At 72.1% G+C, this 19434-nt stretch carries 16 protein-coding genes and 2 pseudogenes; 5 read left to right on the top strand and 13 right to left on the bottom strand.

Annotation, left to right across the window (positions count from 1 at the left end; genetic code table 11):
- Positions 1-23 precede the first annotated feature (23 nt).
- Positions 24-695, bottom strand: a complete 672-nt coding sequence (locus tag ACFZAX_RS24400; protein WP_390964130.1) for a winged helix-turn-helix transcriptional regulator — start codon at positions 693-695, stop codon at positions 24-26.
- Between the two features lie 84 nt (positions 696-779).
- Here ACFZAX_RS24400 and ACFZAX_RS24395 point away from each other — a divergent pair, with 84 nt between their 5' ends.
- Entirely contained in the window at positions 780-1991 is a 1212-nt protein-coding gene (locus ACFZAX_RS24395; RefSeq protein ID WP_390964128.1) for an aminotransferase class I/II-fold pyridoxal phosphate-dependent enzyme, read from the top strand.
- Between the two features lie 837 nt (positions 1992-2828).
- On the opposite strand, the pseudogene ACFZAX_RS24390 reads toward ACFZAX_RS24395, so the two are convergent.
- The 5 genes and pseudogenes from ACFZAX_RS24390 to ACFZAX_RS24370 all read right to left on the bottom strand — a co-directional run bounded on the left by ACFZAX_RS24390 (position 2829) and on the right by ACFZAX_RS24370 (position 9579).
- Positions 2829-2918, bottom strand: a pseudogene (locus ACFZAX_RS24390).
- A 34-nt stretch (positions 2919-2952) separates the two neighbouring features.
- Positions 2953-3684, bottom strand: coding sequence for a hypothetical protein (locus ACFZAX_RS24385; protein ID WP_266703221.1), 732 nt, complete (start codon positions 3682-3684; stop codon positions 2953-2955).
- Between the two features lie 83 nt (positions 3685-3767).
- Entirely contained in the window at positions 3768-5051 is a 1284-nt protein-coding gene (locus tag ACFZAX_RS24380; RefSeq protein WP_390964401.1) for an SWIM zinc finger family protein, read from the bottom strand.
- A gap of 74 nt (positions 5052-5125) precedes the next feature.
- On the bottom strand, positions 5126-8083 hold the full coding sequence (locus tag ACFZAX_RS24375) for an SNF2-related protein (RefSeq protein ID WP_390964125.1): 2958 nt from the start codon (positions 8081-8083) through the stop codon (positions 5126-5128).
- 398 nt (positions 8084-8481) lie between these two features.
- The gene (locus ACFZAX_RS24370) at positions 8482-9579 is read right to left on the bottom strand and encodes an SPFH domain-containing protein (RefSeq protein WP_390964123.1); all 1098 of its coding nucleotides are present in this window, start codon (positions 9577-9579) and stop codon (positions 8482-8484) included.
- A 265-nt stretch (positions 9580-9844) separates the two neighbouring features.
- Between ACFZAX_RS24370 and ACFZAX_RS24365 the strand changes: the two genes are divergently transcribed.
- Positions 9845-10207 carry a hypothetical protein gene (locus tag ACFZAX_RS24365; RefSeq protein WP_390964121.1) on the top strand — a complete coding sequence of 121 codons (363 nt, stop codon included), beginning with the start codon at positions 9845-9847 and terminating at the stop codon, positions 10205-10207.
- A gap of 51 nt (positions 10208-10258) precedes the next feature.
- Here the strand turns inward: ACFZAX_RS24365 and ACFZAX_RS24360 are convergent.
- Positions 10259-10405, bottom strand: a pseudogene (locus tag ACFZAX_RS24360) (ADP-ribosylglycohydrolase family protein); the annotation flags it as partial.
- A 191-nt stretch (positions 10406-10596) separates the two neighbouring features.
- Positions 10597-10920: an ADP-ribosylglycohydrolase family protein gene (locus ACFZAX_RS24355; RefSeq protein ID WP_390964119.1), complete on the bottom strand. Its 324-nt coding sequence runs from the start codon at positions 10918-10920 to the stop codon at positions 10597-10599.
- Between the two features lie 127 nt (positions 10921-11047).
- Between ACFZAX_RS24355 and ACFZAX_RS24350 the strand changes: the two genes are divergently transcribed.
- The gene (locus ACFZAX_RS24350; protein ID WP_390964117.1) at positions 11048-11341 is read left to right on the top strand and encodes a DUF6343 family protein; all 294 of its coding nucleotides are present in this window, start codon (positions 11048-11050) and stop codon (positions 11339-11341) included.
- Positions 11342-11376: 35 nt separating this feature from the next.
- Here the strand turns inward: ACFZAX_RS24350 and ACFZAX_RS24345 are convergent, their stop codons facing one another.
- The 4 genes from ACFZAX_RS24345 to ACFZAX_RS24330 all read right to left on the bottom strand — a co-directional run bounded on the left by ACFZAX_RS24345 (position 11377) and on the right by ACFZAX_RS24330 (position 15124).
- Positions 11377-11745 carry a tetratricopeptide repeat protein gene (locus tag ACFZAX_RS24345; protein WP_390964116.1) on the bottom strand — a complete coding sequence of 123 codons (369 nt, stop codon included), beginning with the start codon at positions 11743-11745 and terminating at the stop codon, positions 11377-11379.
- Between the two features lie 98 nt (positions 11746-11843).
- Positions 11844-12464: a dephospho-CoA kinase gene (gene coaE, locus ACFZAX_RS24340; protein WP_390964115.1), complete on the bottom strand. Its 621-nt coding sequence runs from the start codon at positions 12462-12464 to the stop codon at positions 11844-11846.
- 88 nt (positions 12465-12552) lie between these two features.
- Positions 12553-13491 (bottom strand): PAC2 family protein, encoded by a 939-nt coding sequence (locus ACFZAX_RS24335; protein ID WP_386889356.1) that lies wholly within the window; start codon positions 13489-13491, stop codon positions 12553-12555.
- Positions 13492-13597: 106 nt separating this feature from the next.
- A complete protein-coding gene (locus ACFZAX_RS24330; protein WP_390964399.1) occupies positions 13598-15124 on the bottom strand; it encodes an FAD-dependent oxidoreductase in 1527 nt (508 codons plus the stop codon).
- A gap of 367 nt (positions 15125-15491) precedes the next feature.
- Here ACFZAX_RS24330 and ACFZAX_RS24325 point away from each other — a divergent pair, with 367 nt between their 5' ends.
- Positions 15492-16454: a right-handed parallel beta-helix repeat-containing protein gene (locus ACFZAX_RS24325; protein ID WP_390964114.1), complete on the top strand. Its 963-nt coding sequence runs from the start codon at positions 15492-15494 to the stop codon at positions 16452-16454.
- A 200-nt stretch (positions 16455-16654) separates the two neighbouring features.
- Here the strand turns inward: ACFZAX_RS24325 and rpsA are convergent, their stop codons facing one another.
- A complete protein-coding gene (rpsA, locus tag ACFZAX_RS24320; RefSeq protein WP_390964112.1) occupies positions 16655-18163 on the bottom strand; it encodes a 30S ribosomal protein S1 in 1509 nt (502 codons plus the stop codon).
- A 433-nt stretch (positions 18164-18596) separates the two neighbouring features.
- Here rpsA and ACFZAX_RS24315 point away from each other — a divergent pair, with 433 nt between their 5' ends.
- Positions 18597-19409 (top strand): methyltransferase domain-containing protein, encoded by an 813-nt coding sequence (locus tag ACFZAX_RS24315; protein ID WP_390964110.1) that lies wholly within the window; start codon positions 18597-18599, stop codon positions 19407-19409.
- The last annotated feature ends 25 nt before the right edge of the window (positions 19410-19434 follow it).

Raw genomic sequence — 19434 nt, 5'->3', positions numbered from 1 at the left:
GCCGGTCGCCACCTGACGTGGCCCTACTGGCCGCCGCGCAGTTCCGTGGCGAGCGGGCTCTCGCCGTACACCTCGACGCGGCCGTCCTTCACCGCCTGCGCGAAGCCGGTCTCGTCCCGGCCCATGGCCAGGCAGAGTTCGGCGTCCAGCACGATGCGGGCGTCGGCATGGGGGGCGCCGCCGTAGCCGTAGACCTCCTCGCCGGGCGGCACGGAGCCCGTACGCACGTGGAAGTCGCCCTCGTCCAGGTGCACTTCCACCAGGCCGGAGTGGGTCGTCGCCGCCAGGGAGCGGCGCAGCGGGAGGGCGAACCAGTGGGCGCGGACGGCGTCGGTGGGGCGGCGTTCCTCCAGGGCGGGCGCGCCCCACTGGGCGAGGGCGGTGAGGACCGGGAGCAGCTCCCTGCCCCGGGCGGTGAGTTCGTAGACCGAGGCGGCGGCCGGGGGCGGCAGTTTGCGGCGCAGGGCGAGGCCGCTCTGCTCCATGTCCTTGAGGCGGGAGGCGAGGACGTCCGTGCTGACGCCGGGCAGGTCCGCGTGGAGATCGGTGTAGCGGCGCGGCCCGGCCAGCAGTTCACGGACGATCAGCAGGGTCCACCGGTCCCCGACGGAGTCCAGGGCTCGGGCGGTGGCGCAGAACTGGTCGTAACTGCGTCGGCGTACGGGGCGCGCTGCTGGCTGCTGCTGACGTGGCATAGGACGCAGTCTAGACATGTTGTTGGACTTTCCAAGGTCGGGCTTGGTAAAACCAAGTATCACAATCGGCAGGGGAGGAACCGCATGGAGTTCCGGCAGTCCAGCAAGCTCGACGAGGTCTGTTACGAGATCCGCGGCCCGGTCATCGAGCAGGCGAACGCGCTGGAGGAGGCGGGCCACAGCGTGCTCCGCCTCAACACGGGCAACCCCGCGCTGTTCGGCTTCGAGGCGCCCGAGGAGATCGTCCAGGACATGATCCGGATGCTCCCCCAGGCGCACGGCTACACCGATTCGCGCGGCATCCTGTCCGCCCGCCGCGCGGTCGCCCAGCGCTACCAGGCGATGGGACTGCCGGACGTCGACGTGGACGACATCTTCCTCGGCAACGGGGTCTCCGAGCTGATCTCCATGGCCGTCCAGGCGTTCCTGGAGGACGGCGACGAGGTGCTCGTACCGAGTCCGGACTACCCGCTCTGGACGGCGGTGATCACCCTCGCCGGCGGCAAGGCCGTCCACTACACGTGCGACGAGCAGTCGGACTGGAACCCGGACCTCGCCGACATGGCCTCGAAGATCACCGACCGCACCAGGGCCGTGGTGATCATCAACCCCAACAACCCCACCGGCGCGGTCTATTCGAAGGAGACCCTGGAGGGCATCCTCGGCCTGGCCCGCCGGCACGGACTGCTGGTCTACGCCGACGAGATCTACGACCGGATCCTCTACGACGACGCCGTGCACCACCCGGTCGCCTCCCTCGCCCCGGACCTGCTCACCCTCACCTTCAGCGGGCTGTCCAAGACGTACCGGGTCGCCGGGTTCCGTTCGGGGTGGCTGGTGGTCTCCGGTCCGCAAGCGCACGCGCGCGGCTACCTCGAAGGGCTCACCACACTGGCCTCCATGCGGCTGTGCGCCAACGCCCCCGCGCAGTACGCCATCCAGGCCGCGCTCGGCGGCCGGCAGACCATTCGCGAACTCGTCTCCCCGGGCGGCAGGCTGCACGAACAGCGCGACCGCGCCTGGCAGAAGCTGAACGAGATCCCCGGGGTGTCCTGCGTGAAGCCGAAGGGGGCGCTCTACGCGTTCCCCCGGATCGATCCGAAGGTGCACAACATCGTCGACGACGAGCGGTTCGTACTCGATCTGCTGCTGCGGGAGAAGATCCAGGTGGTGCAGGGCACCGGCTTCAACTGGCCCCGGCCCGACCACTTCCGCATCCTGACGCTGCCGCACGCCGACGACCTCGACGCGGCCATCAGCCGCATCGGGCGCTTCCTGGAGGGTTACCGGCAGTGAGGCGGGGGCCCGGCGCGGGTCGGCGGCGGGCCCGGCGCGTGCCAGGAAGGGCGGGCCCTGCGTACCAGCCCTGAGCGGGATGTCGGCGAGCCAGAACCAGATCGCCGCGAAGGGGTGCCGGGCGAAGGCGAGCGGCACGGACACGGCGAAGACCAGCGCCCGCGCCCCGAGGTCGGCAAAGACCGACCAGGCGGTGCCGGCCGCCGCGCCGTCCGGCACCGCCCCGTCCGCCGCCGGGCCCGCGCCCGGCGCCCACCGGCCGTCCCGTCCCGTCCTGAGCATGGCCGGCCCCCCGCAGGTTGGTGACGGCGACGGCGCCCGCGTAGATCGCTGCCGCGAGTGGTTCACAGGCGCACTCGGAGAGCAGCGAGGTCGGAAAGTGCGCTCACCGGGTCAGCTTTCCCGGGCCTCACCGGCACCGCGCGGATCACTCCGACGGCGGGCGGGCCGGGGCCGGCACGTTCCCGCGTTCCGGTGGGTCGTCCTCCGTGAAGGAACCTCCCTGGAAACAGGAGCGGGCCCGGAGGCGTAGCCGGCCTCCGGGCCCTGTGGGTGCCGCCTTCGTCGCACACCGGCACGTTTAAGGACCAGGGTCAGTCATGATGTCGTCGCGTCCTGCCTTTGGACCACCGCAGATCGAGCTCTGCGGGCCAGATTCGAACTGGCATTTCGACGTCGCTGGGCCCTGGCCCGGTCGATCCGGCGATCGGCGGCCCATGCTGAGTCTGGAGCAAGAGTCTGAGATTGATCGCGGTCTGCCTCTGCCTCTTGGGCTACTCCGGCCGGGAGTCGGTGCGTACCGGCTCCGCCCCGCTGTCGGGCGGGGGCAGGGGCCGGTGGTGCCGGAGGGAGGAGTCGAACCTCCACTGGAACCGCGTCCGTCACGACAAGCCTCAGTTTCAGCTTGCGCTCCTCGCGCACCCCGGCCGCGGTCGTCCGTGGCCGGGGAATCCATGGTCGGTCACCCGAAGAGATAACCGAAGACCGCGTCACCCACCCGCTGGTCGGTGACCTCGGCCGCGTTGGCCTCCTCACGGGCGTACTTCACGGCCTGCTGGAGCTTCTCCACCCGCTCCGTCAGCTCCCGCACCCGGCGGGCGGGGAGGGCGCCGGAGAACTTGACCGTCGTCCAGTAACCGATCGGCACGTCCTCGTAGTACACCTCGACCTGCGCCGGGTGCTTCTCGGTGGCCTCCGCCTTCACGTGGTTGCGGGGCACCTTCTTCGTACGGAGGGTGCGCACCGGCTCGGTCTTCCACGCGTCGGCCGACGGGTCCTGCGCCCACGCCTCGGAGGCGTCCAGCACCGGGAGCTTGCGGACGAAGGTGCCGATGTCGGTGAGCTGCTTCTCCAGGAAGAGGAGGTAGGAGACGGGGGCGTCCGCGACGAGCACCCGGCCGTCGACGGTGACGTCCGCACGGGCCGCGCAGTTCGCCCAGTCCTTGGTGGCGGTCACGTCGAAGAGACGGGTCAGTGCGGCGGCGGTGTCCCGCAGCACGTCCTCGGCCTTGACCTGCACCAGCGTCGACTCGGGCGGCAGCTGCTCGCCCTCCTCGTCCTTCGGCTGGTACGTACGGGAGAGACCGGCCAGCAACCCGGGCTTCTGCAGGCCGTGGTGGGCCGCCGTCAGGTCCTGGTGGGCCTTGGACTTGACGCCCTTCTCGACTGCGATGATCTGATTGAGTTTCGCCACGCCCAGGAAGTTAGCACCGGCAACACGCGTGCCTCCATGGGTTTTCCGCCCGCTGTTCGCCACGTCCCGTCCCGTGGGCCCGGTCAGCGGCCGAGCAGTGCCAGCAGGACGCCCACCGGGTCCGTGCCCGGCATGCCGCGGGGCCACCAGTCCTCGCTGCCGGGGTCGGCCTCGTAGCCGTACCAGAGGTTGTCCCGGCCGAAGCGGAGCTGGAGCGTGCCGCCGGGGTGGGTGAGGTGGTTGCGCCGGGGCTGGAAGCGGGGGAATTCGGCGGCTGCCAGGGCCGGGCGGGCCCGGTCGAAGGGGCCGGCCGGCGGGTCCCAGGGGGTCTCCAGCACGGCGAGGCCCTCCGCGCCGCCCTGCCGCCAGGCGGCCACGGCACGGGCGAGGTCGGTGGTGTTCCGGCCGGTGGCGTAAGCCAGTTCGCGGTAGAGGGTGCGGCTGGTGGCGGTGAGCCCGGCGGTGGGTCCGGCGGCGGCCAGCCGCACGGCGTCCTGCCAGGCGCTCAGCCCGGCGATCGGGTCGCGGCCGGTGGTGAGGATCGCGTGGGCGCGGGCCGCCGCGTCGGTCGCCAGCTGGTCCAGCGCCAACGGGTCGCCGGCGCCGGGCATTTCGGGGTAGGCCGGCGGCCTGCCGGGAAGGGCGGGTACGGGCGGCGGGGGCGGCAGCGGCGGCAGGTAGCGCTCGGCGAACGCCTCCCGGGCGGCCACGGAGGGGGCCTCGGGGACCTCGGGGCGCTCGCGGGCGGCGTGCTCGGCGTTGCGCCGGGCCAGCTCGTCCAGGAGTTCTCGCTCACCGCGTCCGCGCAGGAGCAGCAGCACGAACGGATCGGCGTCCAGCAGACGGGCCGTCTGGTAGCAGAGCGCCGCGACGTGTTTGCAGGGCAGCGCCCGGTCGGGGCAGGAGCAGGTCGGATCGAGGTCGTCGACGGCCGGCAGCAGCCGGACACCGGCCCCCTCCGCGGTGTCGACCAGGGCGTGCGGCATGGTTCTGGCCAGCAACGCGGAGAAGTGCCCCGGGCGGGCGGCGACCGCGTCCAGCAGGGTGTCCCAGCCGCTCTCGGTGAAGACCCGCAGGCGGATCTCCGCGCGGTACGGGCGGGGCCTGCTGCCGTGCACGTACGCGACGACCCGGCCGGGGGTGACGGTGATCGCGGCGACGTGGCCCGCGTCCGCGTACGCGCGGCCCCGGGCGAGGCGCCCCTCGTCCAGCGAGAGCCCCTCCAGCGCGTCCACCCAGGCGCGGCCCCACCAGCTGTCCGCGAAGGGCTCGCCCTCGGCGGACGTACGCGCGGGGACGGCCTCGAACGTACGGCGCAGTCCGTCCGGGCCGGGCCGGGCGGCGGGCGCACGGCTGCCGGCCCGCACCGCGGGGGTGCGGACGCCGAGGGAGCGGACGCCGGGGTCGCGGGCGCCAGGGGTACGGGCGCCGGGTGCGGGGCTCACGCGGGCCTCCGGAGCGCGACGAGATCGGCGAGGTCCCGGTCGCTGAGCTCGGTCAGCGCGCTTTCGCCGCTGTCGCCGAGCACGGCGTCGGCGAGGGCGCGCTTGGCCTCCAGCAGCTCGCCGATGCGGTCCTCGACCGTGCCCTCGGCGATCAGGCGGTGCACCTGCACGGGCTGCGTCTGGCCGATGCGGTACGCGCGGTCGGTGGCCTGCTCCTCGACCGCCGGGTTCCACCAGCGGTCGTAGTGGACGACGTGGGCGGCGCGGGTGAGGTTGAGTCCGGTACCGGCCGCCTTCAGGGAGAGCAGGAAGACGGGGACCTCGCCCTGCTGGAACCGGTCGACCATGCGTTCGCGCTCGGCCACCGGGGTGCCGCCGTGCAGCAGCTGCGAGGGCACCGCGCGGGTTTCGAGGTGGGCGGAGAGCAGCCGGGCCATCGAGACGTACTGGGTGAAGATCAGCACGGATCCGTCCTCCGACAGGATCGTGTCGAGCAGCTCGTCGAGAAGGGCGAGCTTGCCGGAGCGGCCGTCCAGGCGCGGGGCGGGCTCCTTCAGATACTGGGCCGGGTGGTTGCAGATCTGCTTGAGGGAGCCGAGCAGCTTCATGATGAGGCCTCGCCGGGCCATCCCCTCCGAAGCCTCGATCCGCGCCATCGTCTCGCGGACCGCCGCCTCGTAGAGCGTGGCCTGCTCCCGGGTGAGGGAGACGGGGTGGTCGGTCTCCGTCTTGGGCGGGAGTTCGGGGGCGATCCCGGGGTCCGACTTCTTGCGCCGCAGCAGGAAGGGGCGGACCAGGCGGGCGAGCCGTTCGACGGCCTCGTCGTTGCCCAGCCCCGCGGCGGTGCCGGTGTTCTCGGCGGCCCGCGCGTGCCGGGAACGGAACGCCTTGAGGGAGCCGAGCAGTCCCGGGGTGGTCCAGTCGAGCAGCGCCCACAGCTCGGAGAGGTTGTTCTCCACCGGGGTGCCGGTGAGCGCCACGCGGGCGGGCGCGGGGATGGTACGCAGGGCTTTGGCGGTGGAGGAGTGCGGGTTCTTGACGTGCTGCGCCTCGTCGGCGACGACCAGGCCCCAGTCGTGTGCGGCGAGCTGCTCCGCGCCGGAGCGCATCGTGCCGTAGGTGGTCAGCACGAATCCGGCCTCCTCGCCGGGGAGGGTGCGGTCCGCGCCGTGGAAACGGCGGACGGGTACCCCGGGGGCGAAGCGGTTGATCTCGCGGTGCCAGTTGCCGAGCAGGGAGGCGGGACAGACCACCAGGGTGGGAGCCGGGTGGGCGCGGTGGAGGTGCAGCGCGATCAGGGTGATCGTCTTGCCGAGGCCCATGTCGTCGGCGAGGCAGCCGCCGAGGCCGAGCGAGGTCATCCGGTCCAGCCAGGTCAGTCCGCGCAGCTGGTAGTCGCGGAGGGTGGCGTGCAGACCGGGCGGCGGTGCGAGGACGGTGTCCTCGTCGAGGATGCGGGTGCGGAGGGCGGCGAGGGCGCCGGTCGGTACGGCCTCCACCTGCTCGCCGTCGAGCTCAGCGCTGCCGGTAAGGGCGACGGCGAGGGCCTCGACGGGTTCGAGCAGCCCGAGTTCCCGCTTGCGCGCTTTGCGGACGAGGCCGGGGTCGACGACCACCCACTGGTCGCGCAGCCGCACCACCGGCCGGTGCGCCTCGGCGAGACGGTCCATTTCGGCCTCGGTCAGCGGCTCGCCGCCGAGGGAGAGCTGCCAGTCGAAGGCGAAGAGGCGCTCGGCGTCGAAGAAGGAGGTGCCGTCGGTGGCCGAGCCCGGGGCGGGGCGGACGACGGCGGAGGCGGTGAGCGAGCGGGCGAGCTCGCGCGGCCAGTGGAGGCTGACGCCGAGGTCCGCGAGGCGGGCGCCGGCCGCGCCGAGCAGCTCGTACAGCTCGTCCTCGGTGAGCGCGAGGACGTCCGGGACGGGTTGGTCGAGCAGGCGCTCCAGCGGTGCCCACGCCCGGGCGGCCCGGCGCAGCGCGAGCACGGTGTCGACGCGGGCGCGCGGCCCGAACGGCTCGCCCGCGGTGCCGTCCCAGAGGGCTGCGGCGTCGGTGACACGGGTGGGGTCGGCGAGGCTGTGCACCTGGACGACGGCCGCGGCGGCGTGCCGTACGGCGGGGTCGTCGGGCCCGCCGGACATGCCGTCGGGGGCGTGGCTGTCCGAGCTGTCGAAGAGCTCGAAGGGCGACAGGTCGAGCCGGAGGGAGATCTGCACGCCGGCGTCGAGCCCGGCGGCGACCTCGACCGCCCAGGCGGCCACGCCGGGCAGGTGCTGCGCCTCCCGGGCGGCGAACGGCGCTCCGGAGGCGAAGGCCGCGGCGGGAGTCCGGGGCAGGGCGTCGGCGACCGCGTCCAGGAACGCCCCGACCAGGAACTCCGGGTCCGCGAGGCGCAGCGGGGGCGTGCCGGGCAGCGGGACCGCGTACCCCTCGGGCGGCAGGGCCGCGGCGACGGCCCTCAGGTGGGCCACGTCCGTGGCGTCGCGCGGACCGGCCCGCCAGGCGTCGTGGTCGTCGGGGGTGAGCCCGGGCAGCATCCGTCCGCGCGCCACCAGGCTCAGGGCGTGCAGGGCCGCCGCGCCCCAGCAGCGGGTGGACGGGTGCACGGAGGGCAGGTGCCGCGCTCCGGCGAGCAGCGTCACGGCGTCCGCGACCGGCAGCAGCAGGGCGGGCACCTGGTGGCACCGGACCTCTTGCGTGCCGGAGGCCCGTGCGCCGTGGGCGCGGACCACGGTGATCCCGGTGACGACGGGGCCGTCGTCGCTGCGGGGCTCCGGCGGGGAGGCCTCCGCCCCGCCCCCGTCCGAGTGGTCCAGGTGGTCCGCCGGGTCCCAGCCGCTGTCCTCCGGGTCCCAGAACGCGATCCGTCCGTCCCTGGGGAGGGCGCCGGGCAGGAAAACGGCGGCGCGCCGCAGCAGGCGGCCCGTCTCCGTGTCGGACAGGTCCCGCACCGCCATACCGGCCACCCCCTCCTGCTCTCGTCCGGGCGCGCGCACGCCTCGTCCCGGTGTCACCGCCGGTGTCGTTCCCGGCTCCGACGAGTCTAGGCGGGCGGTCCGACAGAGCCGCGCCACGTCCGGAATCGGACCAGGTCAGCGGGGTACGAGGGCGTGAACACGGGTCGGCTCCGGGGCGGCGCCCGCGCGCGGACGCGGTCCGGGCGGCCCGCCCGGGCGTACACAGGGCGGGGCCGCCCGGACCTCAGTTCCGGGCGGCCCCGGTTCGGGTGGCCCGATCACCGCTCGACCACCGGGCGGTCTCACGCCGGGCAGTCCCTCACGCGGGGACCTCACGGCGGCCGGTCCCTCACGGCGGCCGGTCCCTCACGGCGGCCGGTCCCTCACGGCGGCCGGTCTCAGTGCCGGGTAAGCCGGTCCGGCCGGGGCTGGGCACCGGCGTCGGCGGGCGGCGCGGGGCGCGGGCGGGTGGCGGACCCGGGCGGGGGCGAGGGGCGCGGCCGGGCGGCCGGGGCCGGCGGGGTCCCCGCGCCGGCCCCGCGCGCCGCCGCGGGCTGACGTCCGTTCGCGGCGGCGGACGGTGCGGGCCCTGGCGCCGGCCGCGTACCGGAGGTCACGGGGCCCTCCGGGTGCGGACCGGAGAAGCCAGGATCCGCAGGCCGCGTGCCGGAGAAGCCAGGATCCGCAGGTCGCGTGCCGGAGGCGGCGGGACGCGGTTGCCCGTCGCCCGCCTGCGGTTGCTGGGCCCGTTCGAGGAAGCGGAGGAGCTCCACCGGGAAGGGGAGCACGAGCGTGGAGTTCTTCTCCGCCGCGACAGCGACCACGGTCTGCAGCAGCCGCAACTGGAGGGCGGCGGGCTGTGCGGACATCTGGCCCGCGGCCTCCGCGAGCTTCTTCGAGGCCTGGAGTTCGGCGTCCGCGTTGATGACACGGGCGCGGCGCTCACGGTCGGCCTCCGCCTGCCGGGCCATGGAGCGCTTCATCGTCTCCGGCAAGGACACGTCCTTGATCTCGACCCGGTCGATCTGGACGCCCCAGCCGACGGCCGGGCTGTCGATCATCAGCTCCAGGCCCTCGTTGAGTTTCTCGCGGTTGGACAGCAGGTCGTCCAGGTCGCTCTTGCCGATGATCGACCGAAGTGAGGTCTGCGCCATCTGCGAGACCGCGAAGCGGTAGTCCTCGACCTGGATGACCGCGCTCGCCGCGTCGATCACCTTGAAGTAGATGACGGCGTCCACCCGGACCGTCACGTTGTCCCGGGTGATCCCGTCCTGGGCGGGGACCGGCATCGTGACGATCTGCAGATTGACCTTACGGAGCCGGTCCACTCCGGGCACGATCATCGTGAGTCCGGGTCCCCTGATCTCTTTGCGGAGCCGGCCGAGCCGGAGCACCACCCCTCGCTCGTACTGTCTGACGACGCGGACTCCCGCGACTGCGAACAGACCGCAGACGGCGAGCACCGCGACGATCGCGATCACTAGCACTTGGACCATGACGGCCCCCTGCCACTGGCACGGCACAACGGCACCGGGGCGGAACCGTTGCCTATTAACACGTTATGCCCTTTTCGCACCCCTGTGGAACCCGAGACGCTCCCGGATGTCGCCCGGTCGGCCCACCCCGGGTGCCGGGACGCGCGGGAGCGGGCAGCGTGGCATGCGCCCGTACGGAACTCCGTACCGGCATCCGCCGGACCGGCACCTTCGCGCCGGTTACGTACCGCCCTGACGATCCGGACGAGCAGACGAGGACCCGCCCATGTCCGTGACAGCGACGCCCCACCGCCGACTCCGCCGTCCCCGCGTCGCCGCGGGGGTCGTACTGCTGACCCTCACCGCGCTGGGCGCCTCGGGCTGTTCGGGTCTCGGCCGCACCGCGGTCGGGCCGGTCACCTACACCACCGAGCGCGACCTGGAGGTCAGGGAGAACAGCCCGCTGGTACGGGGCTGCCACCCGCTGCCCGGGGGCGCGAAGGCGGTCGACAACAACACCCTCATCGACATGGTTCTCTACCGCTCCCGCGACTGCACCGGCAAGGGCAGCACCTACCTGTCGACCCGGCTCACCGACGTGGACGCCGCCGGCACGCCCGTCTGGCGCAGCTACACCCTCGTGCACTGAGCACCACTCCGGCCGGAGGCCGGGGCTCAGTTCCCGGGGTAGCGGCCCTCCGGCCAGGAGGTACGCGACGATCGCGGCGAAGGCCCCGGCCGCGAGCGCTCCGGTCGGATGGCCGTGGGTGATCTTCGCGCAGTGGGCGGCCGGCGCGCACGCGTCCGCCGGGGACTGCCCGGTCAGCCCGAAGGGGGCGGACCTCATCACGGTGCCGCAGCCCTTGGAGCCGGAGTTCACCGGCCCGGGTGCGCCGGGGGCATCCCTCTCGTCCGGGACGTGCCCGGCGGCGAGACCGGTCGGCAGGGTCGGCAGGCGTTGCCGGGGGCCCTGCGCGCGTAGAGCAGCTGCTGTCGGCGCAGCCATCCGGTGCGCGTCGCGTCGTCACCGCCGCGGGCCTACTGCGACGGGTGGTTCTGGGTGTCGAGCCACCGCAGAGAGGCGCTGCGCACCCCACCCGTGCGTCCGGCGCTGCTGCCGCTGTTCGCCGCGCGGATCAGTCCTGCCACCGTGAAGAGGGTCATCCGGGTGTCGTCCGTGATGCGGCCGACGCCCCCCTCGGAGTCCGGAGCGAGGCCGCGTACACCGAGCGGCCCGTGGGCCCGCTGGGTACCGGCCGGCGAGAGGAACTCCACCGGGTTGCCCGGGGCGTCGCCGACGGCGCCACCCAGCAGACGTCCCCGCACCCGTGCCCTGCGGACCGCGCTCCCGATACCCGGCACCAACGTCCCCCTCCGGTCTCCCGCACGCCCCGACGACGTGCCGCGTACGACGACGTGCGGTGTGCACGGCGGCGTTCCGCACATGCGGCGGCACGGGTCCATGCTGGACGTGAGGTGGTGATGCGACATGCGTACCGGCAGTGAACCCGTGACCGCGCGCAGTCCCCTGCGCATGCGGCTCTGGCTGAGTCTGTGGGGCGTCGCCTGGACCCTGTTCGGGGTGGTCGCGTTCTCGCTCGCCGACCGTCCCGGCTGGGCCGCGGCATGCGGCGTGCTCCTGGTGGTGACCGCGGCGGACGTCGCGGTGATCGTCCACCGGATGCGCCAGGGCTCCCGTTTCCAGCCGGGCAAGGAGGTCCCGCCGTACGAACCCGGCCACGGCGACGGGCGGACGCGCCGGCCGTGGACGAGGACTCCGTGAGCGCCGGGGGCCCTGCCCCGGCCCCCGCCGAGGACTCAGTCCCGGCTGTCGAAGCGCGCGGCCGTCAGGTACTCCGGATTCGGGTCGAGGGCGGCGGCGAGCCGGAAGTGGCGGGTGGCCTGCTCCGGCCGCCCGGCCCGCTGGAAGGTGCGGGCCAGCGCGAAGTGGGCGAAGGCGTTGTCCGGCTCGCGCTCCAGGACCAGCTCGAACTCCAGCTCCGCCGGGCGGAGTTGGGCCGCCGCGAAAAACGCCCTGGCGCGCAGCAGCCGGGCCGCGGTGTTCTCCGGGTGGGCGGCGATCACCGAGTCGAGGAGCTTCACCGCACCCTTGGGGTCACGCGCGGCAAGCAGTTGCTCGGCGGCGCGGAAGTCGATCACATGGGTTTCCGGGTTCCGTTCGGGCACGGTCGGATCCTTCCCTTCGCTCGGGTGTTTGCAACGTCGGGCGGGGCCGCGTTGTTCCGCGGCCCCGTCGACCCCTGCGCCCGCCCTTCGGTGTGCCGCTATTCCGCCTGCCCCGCACGGCCGGAGGCCGCCCGCCGGGACAGCTCGTCCCACACCCGTCGCACCTGCGGTTCCAGGTCGTCGAGCGGGCCGTCGTTGTCCACGACGAGATCGGCGACGGCGAGCCGCTCCTCGCGGGTGGCCTGGGCCGCCATCCGGGCCCGCGCGTCGGCCTCCGTCATGCCGCGCAGCCGGACGAGCCGGTCGAGCTGGGTGGCGGGGGTGGCGTCGACGACGACGACCAGGTCGTAGAGGGGGGCCAGGCCGTTCTCGGTGAGCAGCGGGACGTCGTTGACGACGACGGACCCGGGGCCGGCCGCGCGCTCCAGTTCGGCGGTCCGGTCGCGGACCAGGGGGTGCACGATCGCGTTGAGGGCGGCGAGCCGTTCGCCGTCGCCGAAGACGACGGCACCGAGGGCGGGCCGGTTCAGGCTGCCGTCCTCATGGAGCACACCGGCGCCGAACTCCCGCACGACGGCGGCGAGTCCCGGCGTTCCGGGGGCGACGACCTCCCGGGCGAGGCGGTCGGCGTCGATCAGTACCGCCCCGTACGAGACGAGCAGCCGGGACACTTCGCTCTTGCCGGCACCGATGCCGCCGGTCAGGCCCACTTTCAGCATGGGCGGCAGCCTACGGGGCCGGACGGGCGCACATGCCACCCGGTGGCGGCTGTCCGGCGCACCGGGGCGGTGTACCGGACAGCCGCCGTCAGGCGTCGCCCTCGCGCTCGGCGAGGAAGCGCTCGAATTCGAGGCCGATCTCCTCGGCCGACGGCAGGTCCACCGGTTCGGCGACGAGGTTGCCCCGGGTCTCGGAGCCTGCGATCGCGTCGTACTGGTGCTCAAGTCCCTCGACGAGGGCGACGAGTTCTTCGTCGCCCTCGCCGATCTGCCGGTCGATCTCGGTCTGGGTGCGGTGCGCGGCGGTGCGCAGGGAGTGCGCGACGGTCGGCAGCACCAGGCCGGTCGCGGCGGTGATCGCTTCGAGGCTGGTGAGCGCCGCGTCCGGGTAGGCGGAGCGGGCGACGTAGTGCGGGACGTGCGCGGCCACGCCGAGCACGTCGTGACCGGCCTCGGCCAGCCGGTACTCGACGAGCGCTGCGGCCGAACCGGGGACCTGCGCTTCGTCGAACGGGGTGCTGTGTCCCGGCATCAGGTCGACGCGGTTGCCGTGCGGGGTGAGGCCGACCGGGCGGGTGTGCGGCACTCCCATCGGAATGCCGTGGACGGTCACCGAGAGCCGGACGCCGAGGCGTTCGACGATCTGCTCGACGGCAGCGGCGAACCGCTCCCACTCCACGTCCGGTTCGGGCCCGGAGAGCAGGAGGAAGGGGGCGCCGGTGGCGTCCTGGACGACGCGGACGTCCAGCGTCGGGGTCTCGTACGCCGTCCAGCGGTCGCGCCGGAAGGTGAGCAGCGGGCGCCGGGCGCGGTAGTCCACGAGGCGGTCGTGGTCGAAGCGGGCCACCACCTGGTGGGGCAGCGACTCCAGCAGTCCGTCGACGACCTGCTCGCCGGTCTCACCGGCGTCGATGTACCCGTCGAAGTGATAGAGCATGACCAGGCCGGCCGACTCCTGGGCAAGCGCCATGTCGACGACGGCCAGCCCCTTCGGCTCCCATTCGTACAGACTCTGCGGATCAGGCACAGTTACCGCTCCTTCTCGTATTCCTGAAGGAGAACACCCCTGGAGGCACGGACATTCCCCGTCCGTGCCCCGTCATCGGGTGTTTACGCGGGCGCGGACACCGGCGTCACGCGAGCACGCGGCTGTGCAGCGCGGTCACGGCCTTGCGGGCCGAGGTGAACGCCCCGTGCTGCCAGGCGTCGGTGTTGCTGAGGTAGTCGCCCGCGAAGTAGACGCGGCCGGCCGCCTTGTTGAGCGGGGCGAAGGCGGCGGACTCCGGGCCTCCGGCCAGCGAGTGCCAGGCTGCCTCCAGGTGGGGGGTCTGGCGCCAGTGGTGCGAGAAGGACGAGGCGAGTTCCGTACGGTACTTCTCGCCGTGGATCTTGACGCCCTGGGCGAGGGCGCGGGCTTCGCGTTCCTTCGGCGCGAGCGCCGCGTAGGAGTCGGCGTTGGTGCCGGTGTTGTAGTAGCCGATGACCAGGCCGCGGTCGCCGTTGTGGCCGTAGGACGGGTACCAGATGTGGGAGAGGTCCATGTCGGTCTCGGTGATGCCGCCGTAGATCCGGTGGTCGGTCTCCCACCAGCGGCTCTTGTACTCCAGGCCGATCTTTCCGGCCGAGGAGGGCTTGCATCCCTCCAGTGCGGTCTGCACGGCGGAGCCGAGGTTGTGCGAGGTCTTGGCCAGGATGTTCGGGGGGAGCGCGGCGATGCAGTAGTCGGCGTCGATGGTGCGGGTGCGGCCGTCCTGCGTGTAGGTGACGGTGACGCCGTGCGGGGTGTCCCGGATGTCGGTGACGGCGGCGCCCGTACGGATGCGGCGGCTGCCGATCGCCTTGGTCAGGGCCGCCGGTATCCGGTCCATGCCGCCGACGGGCTGGAACATCAGCATGGCCTGGTCGTACTCGAACTCGAAGGAGAAGTAACGGCCCACGTTGGTCGCGAAGATCTCGGAGGCGGTCGGTACGTCCCCGAGCAGCTCGCCGGGGGTGCCCACGGCGGCGGGGTCGACGCGGTAACCGCGGCGCGGGCTGCCGGTGTATTCGAGGGTGTCGCCGATGTCGCCGAAGTCCTTCAGGAACTCCAGGAGCTTCTCCCGGTCGTCGGCGGAGACCTGACGGTCCAGGGCGCCCATGTCGGTCGCCTTGGCGAGGAGTTCGGAGACGTAGCCGTACATGTCGGCCTTGGCGGTGCGGTAGCGCATCGGGGCCTTCATCCCGTTGCGCTCGTTGAAGATGTACGCGTTGGCGTTCACGTTGGTGAACACCTCCACGGGGACGCCGAGTTCGCGGCAGTAGTCGAGCGTGACCATCCACTGGGGGATCCGGCCAGGACCGGCGTTCATGTACTGCCCGTCGTGGAACTTGGCGGTCTGCTTGTTCCCGTACAGGTCGGTGGTGGTGTCGCCGCCGCGGATCGTCGTATTGCGGCCACCGGTGAAGGCCCGGGCCTCCAGGATCGTACAGTCGTAGCCCGCCTTGCCGAGCTCGTAGGCGGAGGCGAGGCCGGCGATGCCACCGCCGACGATGACGACCTTCGCGGCCGCCCGGCCGCCCTTCAGGTTGAAGTCGCCCTTGCTGGGGGCGTGGAAGACGGGTTCGCGGCTCGCGGCCTGGGCGGTGGGGGCCAGACCGAGCGCACCCATGGTGGCGAACATGGCGCCGGCCCCACTGGTGAGACCGACCTGACGCAGGAAACTGCGGCGGCTCGAACCGGACGCGGCACCGTTCGGCATGCTGGATATAGGGGTCATGTCCCGACTCCTCCGTGGATCTTGGCGATGTCGGGATACTGGCAAGTGCGTGTTACGGCCCGTCAGTTACTCGTGTATCCCACATGTTTCTCTCGAAGAAGAATGCGAACCGATATTCGGGCAATGGTCCAGACCTTGACGCTCTCCGCCCGCACCCCTAACGTCTCGGGGCAACACGCGTCCCCGAGGCGGCACGTCCCGGAGACGTACGTTCAGGTCCTCGCCCCCGATTCACGTACGAGACGTCTGGACTCTCCGGGAAGGCACCTCCATGCGCACCCGCACCCCCCTGGCCCCGCTGCTCGCCGCCGCCCTCGTCACCTGCGGCCTCACCCTCGTCTCGGCGGGACCGGCCGACGCGGCCGGCGTCGTCGACGTCAGCACCGCGAAACAGCTCAAGGCGGCACTCGTGGCAGCCGTCCCCGGCGACACGATCCACCTCGCGGACGGCACCTACACCGGCAACTTCAAGGTGACCGTCCCGGGCACCGCCGACGCGCGCATCACCCTGACCGGCTCCTCCGCGGCGGTCCTCACCGCGAGCGGCGGCTACGGGCTGCACCTGAACGGCGCCTCGTACTGGACCGTGCGGGGCGTCACCGTCACCGGCGGCCAGAAGGGCATCGTGACCGACTCCGCGAACGGGGTCGTCATCGACTCGGTGACCATCCACGACCTCGACATGGAGGGCGTGCACTTCCGCACGTCCAGCAAGGACGGAACCATCCGGGATTCGCGGATCTACGACACCGGGCACGACGGGCGCGGCATGGGCGAGGGCGTCTACGTCGGCACGGCGGGCGACCTCACCGACAACAGCGACCGGGTCCTGATCACCGGCAACCTCATCGGCCCGGGCGTCGGCGGCGAGAACGTCGACATCAAGGAAGGCACCACCGGCGCCCGGATCATCGGCAACACCTTCGACGGCAGCGGGCTCACCGGCGCGAACTACGACGACTCCTGGGTCGACGTGAAGGGCAACGGCGTCCTCGTCCAGGGCAACACCGGCTCCCGTACGACCAACACCGGCTACGAGACGCACACCCAGCAGCCGGGCTGGGGCTGCGGCACGGTGTTCCGGGACAACGCCTCGGACCTCACCGGCGCCACCGGCACCCTGCGGCTGGCGATCAACGTCACCGCGAACACGCCGAGCTGCGCCACGACCGTGTACTCCGACAACACGGTGACCGGCGGCGCGGGCCTGACCAACATCGGCGTCACCCCGTAGACCCACGACGGTCACCACCTGGGCACGGGTGGCGGCCCGCCACCACGTGTGAGTGCCACCACCGGCACGCGTGAAGGTCACCTCCGGCACGCGTGAAGGTCACCACGGACACGCGTGAGGCCCGCCCCCCGAAGGGGACGGGCCTCGTGCGTACCTACTCCTGCTACCGCCGTCCGTCAGCGGTCGCCAGGGTCAGAGCTTCAGCTCTGGCCGCCGGCCAGCTTCTCGCGCAGAGCGGCGAGCGCCTCGTCCGACGCCAGGGCGCCGGCGTTGTCCGCCGACTCCGAGGAGTACGAGCCGCCACCGCTGCCGCCCGAGGCAGCCGGGGCGCCGGCCGGGGCAGCAGCGCCCTCGGCAGCGGCGGCCTCGTCGGCCTCGCGGGACTTGATGACCTGGGCCTGGTGCTGCTCGAAGCGCTGCTGCGCCTCGGCGTACTGGGTCTCCCAGACCTCGCGCTGCGCCTCGAAGCCCTCGAGCCAGTCGTTGGTCTCGGGGTCGAAGCCCTCGGGGTAGATGTAGTTGCCCTGGTCGTCGTAGGACGCGGCCATGCCGTACAGGGTCGGGTCGAACTCGACCGAGGCCGGGTCGCTGCCGAAGGACTCGTTGGCCTGCTTCAGCGAGAGGCTGATCCGACGACGCTCCAGGTCGATGTCGATGACCTTGACGAAGATCTCGTCGTTGACCTGGACGACCTGCTCCGGGATCTCCACGTGGCGCTCGGCCAGCTCGGAGATGTGCACCAGGCCCTCGATGCCCTCGTCGACGCGCACGAACGCACCGAACGGAACGAGCTTGGTGACCTTACCCGGGACGACCTGACCGATCTGGTGCGTACGGGCGAACTGCTGCCACGGGTCTTCCTGCGTCGCCTTCAGCGACAGGGAGACGCGCTCACGGTCCATGTCGACGTCGAGAACCTCGACGGTGACTTCCTGACCGACCTCGACAACCTCGGACGGGTGGTCGATGTGCTTCCAGGACAGCTCGGAGACGTGGACGAGACCGTCGACGCCACCCAGGTCCACGAAGGCACCGAAGTTGACGATCGAGGAGACGACGCCGGAGCGGACCTGACCCTTCTGCAGGGTGGTGAGGAACGTCTGGCGAACCTCGGACTGGGTCTGCTCCAGCCAGGCGCGGCGGGACAGGACCACGTTGTTGCGGTTCTTGTCCAGCTCGATGATCTTCGCCTCGAGCTCCTTGCCCACGTAGGGCTGGAGGTCGCGGACGCGACGCATCTCGACGAGCGACGCCGGCAGGAAGCCACGGAGGCCGATGTCGAGGATGAGACCACCCTTGACGACCTCGATGACGGTACCGGTGACGATGCCGTCCTCTTCCTTGATCTTCTCGATGGTGCCCCAAGCACGCTCGTACTGCGCGCGCTTCTTCGAGAGGATCAGGCGGCCTTCCTTGTCCTCCTTCTGGAGAACCAGGGCCTCGATCTCGTCGCCGACCTTGACGACCTCGTTCGGGTCGACGTCGTGCTTGATCGAGAGCTCGCGGCTCGGGATGACACCTTCGGTCTTGTAACCGATGTCGAGGAGGACCTCGTCGCGGTCGACCTTGACGATGACGCCATCAACGATGTCGCCGTCGTTGAAGTACTTGATCGTCTCGTCGATCGCCGCGAGGAACGCGTCCGCGTCGCCGATGTCGTTGACCGCAACCTGCGGAGTGGTGGCGGTGGTCTCGGTGCTGCTCGTCATGTGGGAAAGGGCTCCGGTACGGACAGAGAGTCGTAGGTACTGCTACGCCGTGAACCCGTATCGCCTCTGCAGAAGCCGGACAGCCTGGAAAGTGCCCGACCCGTTTCCGGGAGACACCTCGACAACCGAGGGGACATGCAACAGACGCGAGCGCGGCCTGCTAGGTCTGAGGCGCGCAGGCTCGCAGCGCAACTTGTAGCATACGGGGGCAGCCGGACACGGTCAATGCGCGAAGGGGCACACGCGGGGCGCACCGGTCCATAACCGGCACAACTCGGCCGCGTCGAGGCGGTATCCGGCCAGTTTCGGAACGTGGAAGTTCCTCGCTCGCGCGTCGCCGGAAGCCTGCGCCCGGGGCCGGGTACGGCCGCACGGACACTCCCCGCACCCCACCGCATGCGGTGGGTACAGGCAAACTACAACGACGGACACGATGAGCCAAGAGACCTACGGAACCGAACCGGAAGCGACCCGCCGCGAGGCGGACGACACGGAGAGCAGCCGGGCCAGTCGCGGCTGGTGGGACCGGAACGCGGACGAGTATCAGAGCGACCACGGGGCGTTTCTCGGTGACGACCGGTTCGTCTGGGGTCCGGAAGGACTCGACGAGGCGGAAGCCGCGCTGCTCGGGCCCACCGCCTCCCTCGCGGGCCGCGACATTCTGGAGATCGGCGCGGGCGCGGCGCAGTGTTCCCGCTGGCTGGCCGCGCAGGGAGCCCGCCCGGTCGCCCTGGACCTCTCCCACCGGCAGCTCCAGCACGCCCTGCGGATCGGCGACGAGGTGCCGCTGGTGGAGGCGGACGCCGGGATGCTGCCCTTCCGGGACGGCTCCTTCGACCTCGCCTGCTCCGCCTACGGTGCCGTCCCCTTCGTCGCCGACCCGGTACGCGTCTTCCGCGAGGTCCGCCGGGTGCTGCGGCCGGGCGGCCGCTGGGTCTTCTCGGTGACCCACCCGATCCGGTGGGCCTTCCCCGACGAGCCGGGACCGGAGGGCCTCTCCGTCGCGGCGTCCTACTTCGACCGCGTCCCCTACGTGGAGCAGGACGATGCGGGCGAGGCCGTCTACGTGGAGCACCACCGGACGCTGGGCGACCGGGTCCGGGACGTGGTCGCGGCCGGCTTCCGCCTCGTCGACCTGGTGGAACCCGAGTGGCCGGAGTGGAACCACCAGGAGTGGGGCGGCTGGTCGCCGCTGCGCGGAAACCTCATCCCGGGCACGGCGATCTTCGTCTGCGAACGGGACTGACCCCGTCCCCCTCCGCCTGTACCTC

The sequence above is a fragment of the Streptomyces sp. NPDC008125 genome, assembly GCF_042957125.1.
In the GTDB taxonomy this organism is placed as follows: Bacteria; Actinomycetota; Actinomycetes; order Streptomycetales; family Streptomycetaceae; genus Streptomyces.
Note: the sequence above shows the minus strand (reverse complement) of the source record. Positions and strands in the feature narration are given on the sequence as shown.